This is a genomic window from Streptomyces sp. NPDC091281 (genome assembly GCF_044757425.1).
Classification (GTDB): Bacteria; Actinomycetota; Actinomycetes; order Streptomycetales; family Streptomycetaceae; genus Streptomyces.
Genome location: NZ_JBIVUY010000003.1, coordinates 663,999 through 680,616, shown reverse-complemented (window position 1 = coordinate 680,616; position 16,618 = coordinate 663,999). Strand labels below are relative to the sequence as shown.

Sequence of the window (16,618 nt, the reverse complement as noted above, 5' to 3'; positions counted from 1 at the left end):
GCGCCGAGACGCCGGGGGTGTTCCGCTGCGGCGGCTACTTCCCGGGGAGTACGCCCGGTCACCCCGTCCGGGGGACGTCCGGTGGGGGCGGGGGCGTCTAGCGTGGCTCCCATGGAGGACGAGGGCGGAACCGGGGTGCGCGGGCGCGGGGGTCCGGCGGGCCGGTGGCGGGACGGGCCGCCCTGGGCCCGGCTCGGAGGCGGCGCGCGCCGGAGCGGTGAGTGGCGTGCGCGGTGGCCCTGGCCGTCCACTCTCCTGATCACCGTCTTCGTCCTGGGCGGCACGGACTTCGCGGCGCACGCCCAGCAGGGCACGCGGGCCGACCCGGACCTCTTCGCCCGGGTGCTGCTGGTCGTCGCGTCGGTCCTGCTGCTGTGGCGGCGCCGTCGGCCGGTCCTCGTCGTGTTCGGCACCTGCGCGGCCACCGCCCTCTATCTCGGCGCCGGTTACCCGTACGGGCCGGTCCTGCTGGCCGTCGTCGTGGCCTGCTTCACCGCCGTGGTCACCGGGCACCGCCGGGCCGCCTGGACGGCCCTCGCGACGCTGTGGGCGGTGCACGTGCTGGTCGCGCACTGGCTCTACCGGTGGCTGCCGCCGTCCGGTGACGCGCCCGCCTCCTTCGGGCAGGAGGTCGTCGTCGCCACCTGGGTCGTGGTGATCGTCGCCGTGTCGGAGCTGGTCCGCGCCCGCCGGGAGCAGTGGGCCCGGGAGCGCGCCGAACGCGCCCAGGCCGCCCGGCGCCGCGCCGACGAGGAACGGCTGCGGATCGCCCGCGAGGTCCACGACGTCGTCGCGCACAGCCTCTCCGTCATCACCGTCCAGGCGGGCACCGGCCTCGCGCTCCTGGACTCCGACCCCGAGCAGGCCCGCAAGGCGCTGACCACCATCAGGGCCGCCGGGAAGGAGGCGCTGGGCGAGGTGCGGCAGGTGCTCGACACCCTGCGCAGTCCGGGCGCCGCCCCGCGCGCCCCGGCGCCCGGCCTGGACTGGCTGTCCGACCTCGTCGCGCAGGCCGACCGCGCCGGGCTCACCGTCGAGGTCACCGGGGAGCCGCCCCGGCTGCCGCCCGGCGCGGACCTCGCCGCGTTCCGCATCGTGCAGGAAGCCCTCACCAACGTCGTACGGCACTCCGCCGCCCGGCACGCGCGGGTGCGCCTGGACCGGGCGGACGGGACGGTACGGCTGCGGGTGGACGACGACGGGCCGCCGACCGGCACGGACGCGGGCGGCGGCGGCAACGGCCTGGCCGGTATGCGGGAACGGGCTGCGGCGCTCGGCGGCACGATCGAGGCGGGCCCGCGCGAGGACGGCGGCTTCCGCGTCCTCGCCGTACTGCCCCTCGGGGCCGGGGAGGTGCCGCGTTGACCGCGCGCACGGAACAGCCGGGGACGGCCTCGCCCGTGGTCCGTGTCCTGCTCGCCGACGACCAGTCCCTGGTGCGGGCCGGGTTCCGGGCGCTGCTGGACGCCCAGCCCGACATCGAGGTCGTCGCGGAGGCCGCCGACGGGGAGGAGGCGGTACGACTGACCCGCGCGCTGCGGCCGGACGTCGTCCTGATGGACATCCGCATGCCGGTCCTCGACGGGCTGGCCGCCACCCGCCGCCTCACCGGCGACACCGCGCTCGACCCGGTCCGGGTGGTCGTCCTCACCACCTTCGAACTCGACGAGTACGTCTTCGAGGCGATCCGCTCGGGAGCCTCCGGCTTCCTGGTGAAGGACACCGAACCCGACGAACTCCTGCGCGCCGTACGGGCGGTGGTGGCCGGGGACGCCCTGCTGTCGCCGGGGGTGACGCGGCGGCTGATCGCCGAGTTCGCCGCCCGCTCCAAGGAACCCGCCCCGCCCGCCGAACTGGCCCGGCTCACCGAACGGGAACGCGAGGTGATGGTCCTCGTCGGCATGGGCCTGTCCAACGAGGAGATCGCCCGCCGGCTCGTCGTCAGCCCCCTCACCGCCAAGACCCACGTCAGCCGCACCATGGTCAAACTCGGCGTCCGCGACCGGGCCCAACTCGTCGTGCTGGCCTACGAGTCCGGGCTGGTCCGGCCCGGCTGGCTCGGCTGACCCGCCCCGTCGAACCGCCTCAGCACGCTCACCGCCCGGACCAGGAACAGCACCCCCGCGAGGACGAGCGCCACGGGGACCAGGACCGACTCCAGCCGCTCCGGGAGCCGGAACAGCAGCGCGGGACCGGCCAGCGCCCCGAACACCACCGCCGCCGCGAAGACCGCGCTGACCAGGGCGTACCCGATCTCGACCGTCATCGCGTCCCGCTGGGACTGCGTGCGCCGTCCACCGTCACCCGTCATGGGGCAAAGTGTCACAGCCGTGCGCCCGGCGGGGCAACCACCCCCGCCGGGCGCACAGTTGGGAGGTGTCCCCCCAGGGCCTCTCTTTGGGATCTTGCCGTCGGTCGCGGGGTCTGGCACGCACTCCCCCAGAGGGGGCACCCCCAGCGGCGTTGTCGTCGGTTGCCAACGCTCCGCGTTGACGCCCTCCTCCGCCTTGCAGCTGCACGCACCAGACCCCGCTCGGGTCAGGCCAACAGGCACCGCACCTCGCGGCCGACCAGATCCGAAAGAAAGGCCCTAGTCGCGGACCGCCACGCGCTCCGCGCTCACCTCCGTCACAGTGGTCGTGGAGTTCGCCGCGGAGACCGACACGGTGTCCGCGGCGGGGGAAACGGCGTCTGCGGCCGGGGACTTGGCGACCACGACAGTCGGCCGTGCGCGGTGGGTGCGGACGCCGGTCAGGGTGATGAGGAGGCCGATCGCGGCGATCGCGGTGACCACCGTCAGGCCGGGACGGTAACTGTCCAGCACCGCCTGGGGGGTGGCGTCGTCCGGGGCGCCCGCGGTCACCACCGCCGTCACCACGGCGAGGAAGAGCGCGCCGCCGACCTGGATGGACGTGTTCAGCAGGCCCGACACCATGCCCTGCTCGTGGTCCGGAACCCCGTTGGTGGCCTGGATGTTGAGCGACGGGAAGACCAGCGCGCACGCGGCGCCGATGAGCAGCATGCTGGGCAGGATCACGGCGGCGTACACGGGCGTGAGGTCCACCCGCAGGAACAGCGCGTACCCGACGACCATCAGGGCGAAGCCCGCCACGATCAGCCGCGGCGTGCCGAACCGGTCGACCACCGCGCCGACCTTCGTCGAGGACAGCGCCACCAGCGCACCGGCCGGGAGGAAGGCGAGCGCGGTGTGCAGCGCCGACCAGTCGAGCAGGGTCTGCATGTAGAGCGTCGCCAGGAACTGGAAGCTCACGTACGAGCCGAAGAAGGTCATCGCGCCGAGCTGGGCGCGGATCTGGCTGCCCGACCGCAGGACGCCGAGCCGCACCAGCGGGCCGGGGGAGCGCCGTTCGACCCGGACGAACACGGTCAGCAGGGCGGCGACGGCCACGAAGGACAGCAGCGTACGGGCGGACGCCCAGCCCGCCTCGGGTGCCTCGACGACCGTGTAGACCAGCAGCAGCATCGACGCCGTGCCGAGGACGGCGCCGGGGATGTCGTAGCCCTTGTGGTCCTGTTCGCGGGTGGAGCGGGGGAGGAGCTTCAGGCCCGCGAACAGGGCGATCAGCGCGATCGGGGCGGGCAGCAGCATGGTCAGGCGCCAACTGGCCTCGGTGAGCAGGCCGGAGAGGACCAGACCCATGGAGAAGCCGGTGGCCGCGCAGGTGGTGTAGATGGAGAGCGCCCGGTTGCGCAGCGGGCCCTCCGGGAACGTGGTCGTGATGATCGACAGGCCGGCGGGGGCGGTGAACGCGGCGCTCAGGCCCTTGATGAAACGGCTCGCGATGAGCAGCGGACCCGAGTCGACGAGGCCGCCGAGGAGCGAGGCGAGGGCGAAGACGCCGAGGGCGATGAGGAACACCTGACGGCGTCCGAGCAGGTCGGCCGCGCGGCCGCCGAGGAGGAGCAGGCCGCCGTAGCCGAGGATGTAGCCGCTGACGATCCATTGCAGCGTGGAGGTGGACAGGCCGAGGTCGGAGCCGATCGAGGGGAGTGCGACACCGACCATCGACACGTCCAGCGCGTCCAGGAACATCGCCGCGCAGAGCACTAGCAGGGTGCCCCACAGCCGCGGGGTCCAGCGGCCCTCGGCGAACGAGGACGCGGGGGAGGGGAGCGGAGAGGTCATGCCGAAGACACTACATGCGCATGCATCGAATGCAAGCGCAATTAATTACGGTGCAATTAAATCCGTTCTCTGCTACGGTGCGCCCATGGCGGCTGATGAGGGCGAAGAAGCGCTTGTGGAGCAGTGGCGCGAGATGCTCGCCCTGCACGCGCGCACCCAGTGTGAACTCGACCGCGCGCTGCACCAGCACGGGCTCTGCGGAAGCGACTTCGAGGTCCTCGACGTCCTCTCCGCCCCCGCGCCCGCCGGTGTCTGCGGCTTCCGCGTCCAGGAGATCGCCGAGCGCGTGCACCTGAGCCAGAGTGCCCTGTCGCGGCTGGTCGCCCGGCTTGAGAAGGACGGTCTCGTCGTGCGCGAGATGTGCGCCGAGGACCGTCGCGGCGTCCGCGTCGCCCTCACCGGGAAGGGGCGAGCACTGCACGGAGAGGTGCTTCCGGTGCAGCGCTCGGTACTGACGAAGATGCTGACGGACTCACAGACAGGCTGAGGGACCGACGGTCCGACGGGCCGGCCGGTCGGCCCGTCCGTGGTCGTGCGGAGCGCGGTCCTGCTCAGTTCCAGGTGATCGCCGACGTCTCCTGCCACAGCCGTGCGAGGCCTGTGTCGCCGTCCACCTCGGGGAACGGTGTCCGGTTCCACAGCGCCAGGTACAGCCGCGCCGCCGGGCCGGACACCTCGCAGTCGGCCTCGCCCGCCGCGTCCCGTACCGCCACCGGCGGCTCGGCGGACAGCCGCACGGTCCACACCGCCTCCGCGCCGCCGTCCGTCGCCCGCACCCGCAGCACCCGGGGCTCCGTCGTGCGGACCCTGCTGCGGGAGCGGGCGTGGAAGCCGCGGAGGAGTTCGTCGACGCCGTCCGCCGCGAAGGCGGGGGTGAGCGGGTCGGTGCTGTGCTCCAGGGGGGTTTCGAGGGCCGTCTCGGCGTCGAAGGCGTGGACGGCCGTCTCGTGCGCCTGCCTGCGCGCCCAGAACGCCAGCGGCGACGGCGCCGGCAGGAAGTGCCAGCACTCCAGGTCCGCGGGCGCCGCCGTGAGCGTGTCGACCAGGGCGCGGTGTCCCGCACGGAACCACTCCACCAGCGCGTCCCCGTCCAGGTCGCGCGGCGGGTCGTGCGCGGGCGGCGGCGACAGGTGCCCCTCGGCGACCAGCGCGGTGGCCCAGCGGTGCACCGTGCCCGTGTGCCGCACGAGGTCCCGCACCTGCCACTCCGGGCAGGTCGGGACCTTGGCGTCGGGCCCGGCCGCCTCGGCGGCCGAGGCGAGCGCGCGCCCCCGGTGGTCGAGGACGCGGACGTACTCGGCGGTCTCCATGCGCAGAGTGTGCCGCACGGAGTGCGCCGCCGGGGTCCGCGTCCGCGATACGGCCGGATCAGGCGGGGTGGAGCGCGGTGCGCAGGATGTCCGCGGCCAGGGTGATGGCGAACTGCGCGGCGTGCGTGGGGCGCAGGGCGTTGAGCATCACGAAGTCGTGGATCGCGCCCTGCGCGCGGACGGCCGTGACAGGGACACCCGCGGCGCGCAGGTGGTTGGCGTAGGCCTCGCCCTCGTCGCGCAGGACGTCGGCCTCGCCCGTGATGACGAGGGCGGGCGGCAGGCCGGTGAGCTGCTCGGCGGTGGCGCGCAGCGGGGAGGCGGTGATCTGGGCCCGCTCGGCGGGGTCGGTCGTGTACTGGTCCCAGAACCACTGCATGGCGTCGCGGCGCAGGAAGTAGCCGGTGGCGAACTGCCGGTAGGACGGGGTGTCGAACGACGCGTCGGTGACGGGGTAGAAGAGGACCTGGTGGGCGAGGGGGACGCCGCCGCGCTCCTTCGCCATCAGGGTGAGGGCGGCGGTCATGTTGCCGCCGACGGAGTCGCCCGCGACGGCGAGCCTGCTGCCGTCCAGGTCCTCCGTCGCGCCCTCCTCGACGATCCAGCGGGCCACGGTGAAGTTCTGCTCGATGGCGACCGGGTAGCGGGCCTCCGGCGAGAGGGAGTACTCGGGGAAGACCACGGCGGCCCGTGCGCCGACGGCGAGTTCGCGGACGAGCCGGTCGTGGGTGTGGGCGTTGCCGAAGACCCAGCCCGCGCCGTGGAGGTAGAGGACCACGGGCAGCGGGCCGGTGCTGCCCGCGGGCCGCACGACACGGGTGCGGACGCTGCCGGTGGGGCCGCCGGGGACGGTGATCCACTCCTCGTCGACCTCGGGCAGCTCGACCGGGCCCGACTGGACCTCGTCGACCGCCTTGCGCCCCTCGGCGGGCGCCAGCTCGAACAGGTACGGCGGGTTCGCCGTCGCCTCCGCGAACGCCTGGGCCTCGGGCTCCAGGACGGGGCGCTGGTGGGTCTCGGTCATGACGATCTCCTCGGATCGGGTGCCACGGGCACGCTTCGGCGGCGGGATGCGCCGGAAGCGGTGGCACGAGAAGAACAGTAGCGTGCGATTAAGTCGTGCACAACCAATGTGGGCACGACTTGTTCTGAGGCGATGGAATCGACGTCGATACAATCGTCGGTAGTGTCGGGAGTGCGTACGTGGGCGGGGGAGAGCCGGAAGGGATGAGTGCCATGGACGACAGGTCGACCGCGACGGCGGGCGGGAGCAGAGACGGGATCAGGGGCGGCGAGCTGCCCGACGAGGCCTCTCTGCTCCTCGACGACCAGCTCTGCTTCGCCCTGTACGCGGCCTCGCGGGCCGTCACCGCCCGCTACCGCCCCCTCCTCGACGAACTCGGGCTCACCTACCCGCAGTACCTCGTCCTGCTCGTCCTCTGGGACCAGGACTCGATCTCCGTCCGGGATCTGGGGGCGGCGCTCCAACTGGAGTCCAGCACGCTGTCCCCGCTGCTGAAGCGCCTGGAGGCGGCCGGTCTGCTGCGGCGTGAGCGGCGGCCGGAGGACGAGCGGTCCGTGGCTCTGCGGCTCACCGCCGAGGGGGCCGCCCTGCGGGACCGCGCACGCTCCGTCCGCCTCGCGATCGGGGACGCCATGGGGCTCACCCCGGACCAGGACATCACGGCCAAGTACCTGCTGCGGTTGATCGGCTCGAACGTCTCGGGGTGACGCCGCCGGGGCTCGGCGGGTCTGGCGGGGCCGGTGCATCCGGCGGAGCTCCCGGGTCTGGCGGGGCTGGTGCGTCCGGCGGAACTCCCGGGTCTGGCGGGGCTGGTGCGTCCAGTCGGACCGGCGGCTCCGGGAGGGGGCGTACGCCGGTGAGGCCTCGTCGGTGCGGCCCCGCTACGGCGCTTCCGCGCGGCGGATGCCCAGGCCGATCACGGCCGCGACCGCCGCCAGGGCCGCCACGCTGGTGAGCGCGACGGGCAGGGTGAACCAGTCGGCCATGAACCCGATGGCGGGCGGGCCGAGGAGCATGCCGCCGTAGCCGAGGGTCGAGGCGACGGCCACCCCGGTGGGTCCGGCGAGGGTGCCCGCCCGCTCCACGGCGACCGGGAAGAGGTTGGCGAGCCCCAGCCCCGCCACCGTGTAGCCGACCAGGGCCGCCCACGGGGTCGGCGCGAGCGACCCGAGCAGCATGCCGGCGGCGGCCGTGGTCCCGCCCGCCACCACCGTGCGGGTCCGGCCCAGACGCTCCAGCAGGGTGGTGCCGCTCAGCCGGCCGACGGTCATGGCGAGCGCGAAGCAGGAGTAGCCCGCCGCCGCCAGGCCGGGCGAGGTGTCCAGGTCCTGCTGGAGGTGGAGCGCGCCCCAGTCGGCCAACGCCCCTTCCCCGTAGGCCGTGCACAGGGCGATGAGTCCGAAGACGACCACCAGGCGCCGAATGCGGGGCGTGAGGCGGGGTGGCGTCCGGTGCTCCCGCTCGGGAGCCTCCTCGGGCGGGGCGGGGGGCGGCGGTTCGCGCAGGAGGGCCGGGCCCGCGAGCGCCGTCACCAGGAGGCCGACCAGGCCGAGGCCCAGCAGGTGCCGGGTGGGGGAGAGCGAGCCCGCGACGAGCCCGCCGAGCGCGGCGCCGACCATCCCGCCGAGGCTGAACGCGGCGTGGAACGTCGGCATGATCGGCCGGTCCATCGCCCGGACCAGGTCCACGGCCGCGCTGTTGAAGGCCACGTTGATCCCGCCGTACGCGGCACCGAACACGAGCAGGACCGCGCCGAGCGCGGCGACGGAGTGGGTGAGCGGCGGGAGCATGACGCTCAGGGAGAGCAGGACCGCGCAGACGACGGTCACCGGATGGCTGCCGTAGCGGCGGCAGAGCCGTCCGGTGATCAGCATCGTGACCACCGCCCCTGCGGATACCCCGAGCAGGGCCAGGCCGAGGTCGCCCTCGGAGGCGCCGGTCTGCTCCTTGATGGCGGGGATGCGGACGACCCAGCCCGCGAAGACGAAGCCGTCCAGGGCGAAGAAGACGGTCAGCAGGAGGCGCAGCCTGCCGGGGGAGTGGCCCCGCACGACGCTGTGCAAACGGGCTTTGTTTATGAGCGGCACAAAGTCAGGCTAGGGCGGGCCCGGCGTCACGGCAAGGTAGGTGGCCGATGCACGGGGCGGGTCGGGGGCTTGGGGGAGAAAGGCGGGGGTGGGCCGACCGGGCGCGGAAGGGCGCGGGCGCGCGAAGAGGGGCCGCGAGGTGGACCGTACACCTCGCGGCCCCTCCGCTGGGCGGGTCGCCGGCTGCTGCCGTCGGCGACCCGCATAAGTAAGGCTTACCTTAGTTGGCCGCCAAGTCAAGTCCGGACGGGGCCGGACGGGCGATCGGGCCGGTCCGGGTGGCTCCCCGCGGGCTGTCGGGCGGGTCCGCGTCAGGGGCGATCGGTGAGATATCCGCCCATCGTGCGGAAGTAGTCGTGCGCCGCGTGCTCGGTGCCGTCGTCGGTGCGCACCCGGCGGACCAGCAGCCCCCGGGACTGCCCGCTGTGGGCGTCGGGGCCCGCGACGATCACGACGCCGTCGCCCTCCCGGATGAAGATCCGGCCCGGCGTGCCGCCGTAGCGCCCCTCCGAGACGCCCGCCGCCACGATCCGCAGCCGCTCGCCCCGGTGGTACGTGAACGCGTTCGGGTACGGGTCGGACTGGGCGCGGACCAGCCGCTCCAGACGCTCCGCGGGCCAGCGCCAGTCGATCCGGCTGTCCTCCGCGGCCCGCTTGTGGAAGAAGCTGGCCTTCGAACGGTCCTGCGGCTGCCACTGCCCCGCGTCGCGGCCCGAGGCGATCAGGTCGAGCGACTCGCGCACGAGCGGCCCGATCAGGTCCACCGTGCGGTGGAACAGGTCGGTCGCCGTGTCGGTCGGCCCGACCGGCACCGCCCGCTGCACCAGCACGTCCCCCGCGTCCAGTTCGGCGTTCATGCGGTGCGCGGTGACGCCGACCCGGTCCTCGCCGTTGATGAGGGCCCAGATGATCGGGGAGAACCCGGCGTACGACGGCAGCAGCGAGTCGTGGATGTTCAGCGTGCCGTGCGGCGGCAGGTCGAACAGCTCGGGCGGCAGCCACGTGCGCCAGTTGTTCGCCACGATGATGTCGGGGCGCGCCGCGCGGACCGCGTCGAGCAGTTCGGCGTCGTCGGGGCGGCTGCGGAGCAGGACCGGTATGTCGTTCTTCTCGGCGAGTTCGGCGACGTTGTCGTCCCAGATCTTCTCGTAGGCGTGGTCGCTCTTGGGGTGGGTGAGCACGAGGACGACCTCGTGGTCCGAGTCGATCAAGGCCTGGAGTGTCCGATGACCCCAGGTCTGGTAGCCGAGCATGACGACACGCAAGGCGTTTCTCCCCTCCGGCAGCTCCATTGCAAAGTAAGGGTTACCTTATCCAACGTGGTGCGGCCGGTGGGACGCCCCCGCCGGTCCCGGGCACGCCCCCCCGTCGTCGCGGACGGCCATGGTGCGCCCCTCCGTGGTGGGCGTACCCGCGGGGCAGCCCCACCGCGTCCCCGCCCGCCGGCAGCACCAGGAGCGCGGGCAGCGCCACCAACTCCGCCACCGCCCGCGCGATCCGCGGCTTCTCCGGCGCCCGCCGCGCGGTCCGCCACCTCCAACCGGCCGTATTCCGCCAGCGGTTCGCGAAGAGTCCGCCATCGGACGGCTCGGGGCACGGTGACTCCGTTCGCCTGCTTGAAGCCGCTCGAACGGTGGCCCTATCTTGCGGGAATCGACACCGTCGGGAGGTAGGGGCGTGTCCCACGTCGAGGACGAGCTGAAGGACCAGCCCGCGTGCTGGACCCGCGCGGCGGCCGAAGTCATCCGGTTCCGGGACCGGTTGCCCGCCCCGGGCGAACGCGTCGCCTACGTCGGCTGCGGCACGTCGTACCACATGGCGCGGGCCGCCGCCGCCCTGCGCGAGGACGCCGGACTCGGCGAGACGGACGCCCACCCCGCCTCCGAGTTCCCCGCCCGCCGCCGCTACGACCGGGTCGTCGCCCTCACCCGGTCCGGCACCACCACCGAGGTCCTCGACCTCCTCGTCGCGCTGCGCGGCCACGTCCCCACGACCGCGATCACCGCCGACCCGCACACCCCCGTCATGACCGCCGCCGACCGGGCGGTGGTCCTCGACTACGCCGACGAACGCTCCGTCGTCCAGACCCGGTTCGCCACCACCGTGCTCACCCTGCTCCGCGCCCATCTCGGCCTGCACACCGACGCCGTGATCCAGGACGCCCGCACCGCGCTCACCGCGCCCCTGCCCCAAGGCCTTGAACGCGCTGCCCAGTTCACCTTCCTGGGCCGGGGCTGGAGCGTCGGGCTCGCCCACGAGGCCGCCCTCAAGATGCGGGAGGCCGCCCTCGCGTGGAGCGAGTCCTACCCGGCCATGGAGTACCGGCACGGACCCGTCAGCGTCACCACCACCGGCACCGCCACCTGGATGTTCGGCCCGCCGCCCGACGGCCTCGCCGAAGTGGTCCGCGCCACCGGAGCGACCTGGGTGGCGGACGGCCTGGACCCGCTCGCGGATCTGGTCCGCGCCCAGCGTCTCGCCGTCGCCACCGCCGTCGCCCGCGGCCTCGACCCGGACCGCCCGCGCCACCTCACCCGCTCGGTCATCCTCACCGACCCCTGACCCCGACCCGCCCCGCGCCACCCGGACGAGGAGACGCCGTGCCCCTCACCACCACCGGTGACCTGGTCACCCGCGCCCGCGCCGCCGGTACCGCCGTCGCCGCCTTCAACATCATCAGCCTCGAACACGTCGAGGCCGTCGTCGCCGGTGCCGAGGCCGCCCGCGCCCCCGTCGTCCTCCAGGTCAGCGAGAACGCCGTCCGCTTCCGCCACGGACGGCTCCTGCCGCTGGCCCGCGCGGCCCTCGCCGCCGCGGAACGGGCCGCCGTCCCCGTCGCGTTGCACCTCGACCACGTCCGCAGCGACCTCCTGCTGCACCGCGCCGGGGACGCCGGGTTCAGCTCCGTGATGTACGACGCCTCGCACCTGCCGTACGCCGAGAACCTCGCCGCGACCCGGACGGCCGTCGACTGGGCGCACGGCCAAGGGCTCTGGGCCGAGGCCGAGTTGGGGGAGATCGGCGGCAAGGACGGCCGCCCGCCGCGCGACGCGCACGCGCCCGGCGTCCGTACCGACCCCGACGAGGCCGTCGCCTTCGTCGCCGGGTCCGGGGTGGACGCGCTCGCGGTGGCCGTCGGCAGCGTGCACGCGATGACCACCCGCACCGCCACCCTCGACCACGCCCTCCTGCGGCGGCTGGCCACCGCGCTCGACGTGCCGCTCGTCCTGCACGGCTCCTCCGGCGTCCCGGACCCGGAGCTGAGGGCGGCCGTGGCGGGCGGCATCGCCAAGGTGAACATCGGCACCGCCCTCAACCAGGCCATGACCACCGCGATCCGGGAGTACCTCGGCGCCCACCCGCGTGCCGTCGACTCACGCAGCTACCTCCGCGCGGGCCGGGAGGCGATGGCCCGCACCGTCGAACGGCTCCTGACCGGCACCGGACTGAACGGCCCCGCACCCGACCGGCCTTGACCGACCGCCGCCGGACTTCCACCCCCGGCCCACCACCCGCGGACCGCTGCCCTCGGCCCACCCGCGCGGCCTCCCGCCTGCCCCGCCGCGCAACTTCCGTGCCGCTCAGCCCCGTTTGACCGCCCGCAGCACCACGAACTTCGGATCTCCGGCCACCAGACCGCTGTTGCCGAACAGCCGCTTGAGCCGGACGTGGTAGCCGAGGTGCCGGTTGCCCACCACCCACAGCTCCCCGCCCGGCCGCAGCACCCGCCGCGCCCCCGTGAACATCCGCCGGGCGGTGGCGTCCGTGGTCGCCTGGTGGGAGTGGAACGGCGGGTTGGTCAGCACCAGGTCCATGCTCGCGTCCGGCACCCCCGCCAGCCCGTCCCCGACCCGGAACTCCCCATGTCCGGGGACCCCGTTGGCCCGGTAGGTCGCTTCCGCCGAGGCCACCGCCTGGAACGACTCGTCGATGAACAGCACCTCGGCCTCCGGGTTGGCCAGCGCCACCGCCGTCCCCACCACGCCGTTGCCGCACCCCAGGTCGACGACCCGGCGCGCGCCCTCGGTCCGGGGCAGCCGCCCCAGGAAGAACCGGGTGCCGATGTCGAGCCGGTCGGCGCAGAACACCCCGGCGTGGTTGACGACCGGCCGCCCGGACAGCTCGTCGAGACCGGCGGGCAGGTCGTAGCCGTACGGCCACGGGTTCGCGGGCCGCTCCAGCGCCGGGTCCGGCGTGCACAGGATCAGCCGGGCCTTCTGCTCGGCGAGCGACGTGCGGGTCGGACCGACCGTCCGCTCGAACAGCGTCAGCGTCGAGGTGTGGATCTCCTTCACCATGCCGGTGCCGACCACGACCGTCCCGGCGTGCAGCCCGGGCGCCAGCCGCAGCAGCTGGTCCTCCAGCAGGGCCAGGCTCTTCGGCACCCGCACCAGCAGCACGTCGATCCGCTCGGGCGGCGGGTCCTGCGTGGTCAGCAGCCGTACCGAGCCGGGCGCGACCCCGTTGCGGGCGAGGTTGGCCCGCGTCGCCTCCTGCCCGAGCCACGAGTCGGTGATCTGGACGGGGCTGTGCGCCGCCAGCGCCGTCACCAGGGCTCCCCAGCGGTCGCCCAGCACGACGACCGTGCCGGACAGCGGGACCTTCCGCTCCGCGAGGTGCCGCAGCAGATAGGCGTCGGAGGCGTCCCAGGCACGCAGCTGGTCGCGCGGGTCCTCGGGGTGGCGGGCCAGCGACAGCTCGCCCCACGGCGTCGTCATACGGTCGTTCATCGAGGGTCAGGCTAGCCCAGCCGCAGCTCAGACCCGGTGGGGCAGGATGGACGGCATGAACGCCAGCGACGGCACCCACCGGAACGCCACGGACCGCAGCCACCGGAACGCCATGGCCGACGGCCACCCGGAGGACGCGCAAGGCGGCCACCGGGAGGACACGGAAGGCAGCCACCGGGAGGACACGGCCGGCGCCGAACTGTTCCCCCGCGACCGCGCCGAGATCGCGCCGGGCGCGGTCCACGTACCGGACTGGCTGGACCCGGCCGCCCAGCGCGACCTGCTCGCGGCCTGCCGGGAGTGGGCCCGCCCGCCCGCCGGACTGCGCACGGTCCGCACCCCCGGCGGCGGCACCATGAGCGCCCGCCAGGTCTGCCTGGGCTGGCACTGGTACCCGTACGCCTACGCCCGCACCGTCGTCGACGGCGACGGCTCCCGGGTCAAGCCGTTCCCCGACCGCCTCGCCGACCTGGCCCGCCGCGCCGTCATCGACGCCCTCGGCCCCGCCGCGGTCCCGACGGAGCCGTACGACATCGCGCTGGTCAACTTCTACGACGGCGACGCCCGCATGGGCATGCACCGCGACGCCGACGAGCGGTCCGACGCGCCCGTGGTGTCCCTGAGCCTCGGCGACACCTGCGTCTTCCGCTTCGGCAACACCGAGACACGGACCCGGCCCTACACCGACGTCGACCTGCGCAGCGGCGACCTGTTCGTCTTCGGCGGGCCCTCCCGCCTCGCCCACCACGGCGTGCCGCGGGTCCGTCCGGGCACCGCACCGGCCGGACTCGGCCTGACCGGGCGGCTCAACCTCACCCTGCGCGTCAGCGGCTTCCAGGACGCCGGGTGACCGGCTCCGGCGGCGCACCGCACGGCCCACCGGCCCCGCGCCGGGCGGCCGACGCCCCCACGCGGGGCCGCCCGGACGGCTCCGGCGCCCGCCCCGCACGCCGCAGCGCTCGTCACCCGGCGATACGGATCATGGGAGACTCGCCCCCATGAGCGGCAAGGCGGACCCCCGGACGGCGGGGGAAGGGACCACCTCCAAGGCACGGTTGGACCGGGGGCGTGGCGCACTCGGTCCCGCCCTCGAACTCGTGCACACCGGACGCGCCCCGACCCGCGCGGTCCTCACCGCCGAACTCGGCGTCACCCGCGCCACGGCGGGCGCCGTCGCGGCCGAGCTGGAGGCGCTCGGACTGATCCGGGTCGACGCCCGCCCCGCCGCCGCGGCCGGTTCCCAGGGCCGCCCCTCCCACCGGCTGGAACTCGCCGAGGACGGCCCCGTCGCCCTCGCCGCCCAGGTCCACGCCGACGGCTTCCGCGCCGCGCTGGTCGGCCTCGGCGGCCGGATCGTCGCCACCACCCCCGGCCGCCAGGTCGTCGCCGCCGACCCCGCCAAGGTCCTCGGCGCCGCCGTGGAGGCGGGCGCCGAACTGCTGCGCGCCACCGGCCGCCGCTGCGTCGGCGCCGGACTGGCCGTCCCGTCCGCGGTCACCGAACCCGAAGGCCTCGCCCTCAACCCCCTGCACCTCGCCTGGCCGGTCGGCGCGCCCGTCCGGGAGATCTTCGCCGAACGCGTCCGCGCCGCCGGGATCACCCGCCCCGCCTTCGCCGCCAACGACATCAACCTCGCCGCCCTCGCCGAACACCGCCACGGCGCCGGACGCGGCTCCCGCGACCTGCTGTGCGTGGCCACCGGACACCGGGGCGTCGGCGGCGCCCTCGTCCTCGACGGCCGCCTGCACACCGGCAGTTCGGGCCTCGCCCTGGAGGTCGGCCACCTCACCGTCAACCCCGAGGGCCGCCCCTGCCACTGCGGCAGCCGCGGCTGCCTGGACGTCGAGGCGGACCCGCTCGCCCTCCTCACCACCGCCGGACGCGACCCCGGGCCCGAGGGCTCCCTGCTCAAGCAGGCCACGGAACTCCTGCGCGACGAGTACGGCGACCCCGCCGTCCGCACCGCCGCCGAGGCCCTCATCGACCGGCTCGGCCTCGGCCTGGCCGGACTGGTCAACATCCTCAACCCGGACCGCATCATCCTCGGCGGACTCCACCGCACCCTGCTGCGCACCGACCCCGACCGGCTGCGCGCCGTCGTCGCCGACCGCAGCCTCTGGGGCCGCGGCGGCGGCGTCCCCATCCTCGCCTGCTCCCTCGACCACAACAGCCTCGCCGGAGCGGCCGAACTGGCCTGGCAGCCCGTCCTGGACGACCCCCTCACCGCCCTCGCGGACGCCTGAGCCCCCCTACCGCGTCTCCTCCCCCCCACCGCTCTCCGAGCACGCGCACACCTAGGAAGGTCACGTCATGACCGACACCCTCACCGTGGGAGTCCTCGGCACCGGCATCATGGGCGCCGCGATGGCCCGCAACCTCGCCCGCGCCGGGCTCACCGTCCGCGCCTGGAACCGCACCCGCGCCAAGGCCGAGCCGCTCGCCGCCGACGGCGTCACCGTCACCGACACCCCCGCCGACGCCGTACGGGACGCCGACGTCGTCCTCACCATGGTCCACGACGGCGACGCCGTCCTCGACGCGGTCCGCGCGGCGGCCCCCGGACTGCGCTCCGGGGCGCTGTGGGTGCAGTCGACGACCGTCGGGATCGACGCCGTCGAGGACCTCGCCGCCTTCGCCGACGCGCACGGTCTCGTCCACTTCGACGCCCCGGTCCTCGGCACCCGCCAGCCCGCCGAGGCCGGTCAGCTCACCGTCCTCGCCGCCGGACCCGTCGCGCACCGGGACGCCGTACGGCCCGTCCTGGACGCGGTCGGCGCCCGCACCGTGTGGACCGGGGAGGACGCGTCGGCGGGCAGCGCGACCCGGCTGAAACTGGTCGCCAACAGCTGGGTGCTCGCCGCCACCGCGGCCACCGGCGAGGTCCTCGCCCTGTCCAAGGCCCTCGACGTCGACCCGCACGCCTTCTTCGCGCTGATCGAGGGCGGCCCGCTGGACATGGGCTACCTGCGCGCCAAGTCCGCGCTGGTGCTGGAGGACCGGCTCACGCCCGCGCAGTTCGCGGTGACCACCGCGGCCAAGGACGCCCGCCTCATCGCCGCGGCCGGGACCCGCCGGGGCGTCCGTCTCGACGTGGCCGTCGCCGCGGCCGACCGTCTGGAGCGGGCCGCGGCCCAGGGCCACGCCGACGAGGACATGGTCGCCGCCTACTTCGCCAGCTTCGACGACCAGACCCCGGCCTGAGCCCCGGTTCCCGGACCGCCCCCGCGCGTACTCCCGCGGGGGTATCCGGGAAGCCGCTGCCCGGAGGACGACCGGGACCCCCGCCGCGCGGGACGCTCGACGTGCACTGCTTCACCGAG

General features: G+C 74.6%; 16 protein-coding genes. 9 read left to right on the top strand and 7 right to left on the bottom strand.

The features are described from left to right. The first annotated feature begins 111 nt into the window (after positions 1 to 111). Together ACIQPQ_RS11190 and ACIQPQ_RS11185 are read left to right on the top strand one after the other, a co-directional pair. The gene (locus tag ACIQPQ_RS11190) at positions 112 to 1,365 is read left to right on the top strand and encodes a sensor histidine kinase (RefSeq protein WP_401302554.1); all 1,254 of its coding nucleotides are present in this window, start codon (positions 112 to 114) and stop codon (positions 1,363 to 1,365) included. 35 nt (positions 1,366 to 1,400) lie between these two features. Continuing rightward, entirely contained in the window at positions 1,401 to 2,066 is a 666-nt protein-coding gene (locus tag ACIQPQ_RS11185; protein WP_401302693.1) for a response regulator, read from the top strand. Here ACIQPQ_RS11185 and ACIQPQ_RS11180 read toward each other — a convergent pair. Both ACIQPQ_RS11180 and ACIQPQ_RS11175 read right to left on the bottom strand, forming a co-directional pair. Next, entirely contained in the window at positions 2,027 to 2,311 is a 285-nt protein-coding gene (locus tag ACIQPQ_RS11180) for a DUF6332 family protein (protein ID WP_401302552.1), read from the bottom strand. The genes ACIQPQ_RS11185 and ACIQPQ_RS11180 overlap by 40 nt on opposite strands. Positions 2,312 to 2,590: 279 nt before the next feature. After that, positions 2,591 to 4,147, bottom strand: coding sequence for an MFS transporter (locus ACIQPQ_RS11175; RefSeq protein ID WP_401302551.1), 1,557 nt, complete (start codon positions 4,145 to 4,147; stop codon positions 2,591 to 2,593). Between the two features lie 85 nt (positions 4,148 to 4,232). On the opposite strand from ACIQPQ_RS11175, the gene ACIQPQ_RS11170 reads away from it, so the two are divergent. Beyond that, positions 4,233 to 4,634, top strand: coding sequence for a MarR family winged helix-turn-helix transcriptional regulator (locus tag ACIQPQ_RS11170; protein ID WP_401302549.1), 402 nt, complete (start codon positions 4,233 to 4,235; stop codon positions 4,632 to 4,634). Positions 4,635 to 4,698: 64 nt separating this feature from the next. Here ACIQPQ_RS11170 and ACIQPQ_RS11165 read toward each other — a convergent pair whose 3' ends face one another. Together ACIQPQ_RS11165 and ACIQPQ_RS11160 are read right to left on the bottom strand one after the other, a co-directional pair. After that, positions 4,699 to 5,457, bottom strand: coding sequence for a maleylpyruvate isomerase family mycothiol-dependent enzyme (locus tag ACIQPQ_RS11165; protein ID WP_401302548.1), 759 nt, complete (start codon positions 5,455 to 5,457; stop codon positions 4,699 to 4,701). Positions 5,458 to 5,515: 58 nt separating this feature from the next. Continuing rightward, positions 5,516 to 6,481 carry an alpha/beta hydrolase gene (locus ACIQPQ_RS11160; protein ID WP_401302547.1) on the bottom strand — a complete coding sequence of 322 codons (966 nt, stop codon included), beginning with the start codon at positions 6,479 to 6,481 and terminating at the stop codon, positions 5,516 to 5,518. A gap of 203 nt (positions 6,482 to 6,684) precedes the next feature. Between ACIQPQ_RS11160 and ACIQPQ_RS11155 the strand changes: the two genes are divergently transcribed. Then, entirely contained in the window at positions 6,685 to 7,188 is a 504-nt protein-coding gene (locus ACIQPQ_RS11155; protein WP_401302545.1) for a MarR family winged helix-turn-helix transcriptional regulator, read from the top strand. 174 nt (positions 7,189 to 7,362) lie between these two features. Here ACIQPQ_RS11155 and ACIQPQ_RS11150 read toward each other — a convergent pair whose 3' ends face one another. Continuing rightward, a complete protein-coding gene (locus ACIQPQ_RS11150; RefSeq protein ID WP_401302543.1) occupies positions 7,363 to 8,568 on the bottom strand; it encodes an MFS transporter in 1,206 nt (401 codons plus the stop codon). A 311-nt stretch (positions 8,569 to 8,879) separates the two neighbouring features. Then, positions 8,880 to 9,833, bottom strand: a complete 954-nt coding sequence (locus tag ACIQPQ_RS11145) for a methionyl-tRNA formyltransferase (RefSeq protein WP_383772772.1) — start codon at positions 9,831 to 9,833, stop codon at positions 8,880 to 8,882. 412 nt (positions 9,834 to 10,245) lie between these two features. Here ACIQPQ_RS11145 and ACIQPQ_RS11140 point away from each other — a divergent pair, with 412 nt between their 5' ends. Both ACIQPQ_RS11140 and ACIQPQ_RS11135 read left to right on the top strand, forming a co-directional pair. Next, positions 10,246 to 11,130 carry an SIS domain-containing protein gene (locus ACIQPQ_RS11140; RefSeq protein WP_401302541.1) on the top strand — a complete coding sequence of 295 codons (885 nt, stop codon included), beginning with the start codon at positions 10,246 to 10,248 and terminating at the stop codon, positions 11,128 to 11,130. Positions 11,131 to 11,168: 38 nt separating this feature from the next. After that, entirely contained in the window at positions 11,169 to 12,044 is an 876-nt protein-coding gene (locus tag ACIQPQ_RS11135) for a ketose-bisphosphate aldolase (RefSeq protein ID WP_401302540.1), read from the top strand. Between the two features lie 105 nt (positions 12,045 to 12,149). Here ACIQPQ_RS11135 and ACIQPQ_RS11130 read toward each other — a convergent pair whose 3' ends face one another. Further along, on the bottom strand, positions 12,150 to 13,286 hold the full coding sequence (locus ACIQPQ_RS11130) for a methyltransferase (protein WP_401302691.1): 1,137 nt from the start codon (positions 13,284 to 13,286) through the stop codon (positions 12,150 to 12,152). 67 nt (positions 13,287 to 13,353) lie between these two features. On the opposite strand from ACIQPQ_RS11130, the gene ACIQPQ_RS11125 reads away from it, so the two are divergent. From ACIQPQ_RS11125 to ACIQPQ_RS11115, 3 genes are all read left to right on the top strand, one after another. Next, positions 13,354 to 14,148 carry an alpha-ketoglutarate-dependent dioxygenase AlkB family protein gene (locus ACIQPQ_RS11125; RefSeq protein WP_401302539.1) on the top strand — a complete coding sequence of 265 codons (795 nt, stop codon included), beginning with the start codon at positions 13,354 to 13,356 and terminating at the stop codon, positions 14,146 to 14,148. 148 nt (positions 14,149 to 14,296) lie between these two features. Next, positions 14,297 to 15,541: an ROK family protein gene (locus ACIQPQ_RS11120; RefSeq protein ID WP_401302537.1), complete on the top strand. Its 1,245-nt coding sequence runs from the start codon at positions 14,297 to 14,299 to the stop codon at positions 15,539 to 15,541. A gap of 67 nt (positions 15,542 to 15,608) precedes the next feature. Beyond that, the gene (locus ACIQPQ_RS11115; RefSeq protein WP_383772782.1) at positions 15,609 to 16,499 is read left to right on the top strand and encodes an NAD(P)-dependent oxidoreductase; all 891 of its coding nucleotides are present in this window, start codon (positions 15,609 to 15,611) and stop codon (positions 16,497 to 16,499) included. Positions 16,500 to 16,618: the final 119 nt, after the last annotated feature.

Bases quoted from the DNA above. Each gene is read 5' to 3' on its own strand.
- ACIQPQ_RS11190 (WP_401302554.1), top strand. From the start codon at position 112: ATGGAGGACGAGGGCGGAACCGGGGTGCGCGGGCGCGGGGGTCCGGCG.
- ACIQPQ_RS11180 (WP_401302552.1), bottom strand. From the start codon at position 2,311: ATGACGGGTGACGGTGGACGGCGCACGCAGTCCCAGCGGGACGCGATG.
- ACIQPQ_RS11175 (WP_401302551.1), bottom strand. From the start codon at position 4,147: ATGACCTCTCCGCTCCCCTCCCCCGCGTCCTCGTTCGCCGAGGGCCGC.
- ACIQPQ_RS11170 (WP_401302549.1), top strand. From the start codon at position 4,233: ATGGCGGCTGATGAGGGCGAAGAAGCGCTTGTGGAGCAGTGGCGCGAG.
- ACIQPQ_RS11165 (WP_401302548.1), bottom strand. From the start codon at position 5,457: ATGGAGACCGCCGAGTACGTCCGCGTCCTCGACCACCGGGGGCGCGCG.
- ACIQPQ_RS11160 (WP_401302547.1), bottom strand. From the start codon at position 6,481: ATGACCGAGACCCACCAGCGCCCCGTCCTGGAGCCCGAGGCCCAGGCG.
- ACIQPQ_RS11155 (WP_401302545.1), top strand. From the start codon at position 6,685: ATGAGTGCCATGGACGACAGGTCGACCGCGACGGCGGGCGGGAGCAGA.
- ACIQPQ_RS11130 (WP_401302691.1), bottom strand. From the start codon at position 13,286: ATGACGACGCCGTGGGGCGAGCTGTCGCTGGCCCGCCACCCCGAGGAC.
- ACIQPQ_RS11125 (WP_401302539.1), top strand. From the start codon at position 13,354: ATGAACGCCAGCGACGGCACCCACCGGAACGCCACGGACCGCAGCCAC.
- ACIQPQ_RS11120 (WP_401302537.1), top strand. From the start codon at position 14,297: ATGAGCGGCAAGGCGGACCCCCGGACGGCGGGGGAAGGGACCACCTCC.
- ACIQPQ_RS11115 (WP_383772782.1), top strand. From the start codon at position 15,609: ATGACCGACACCCTCACCGTGGGAGTCCTCGGCACCGGCATCATGGGC.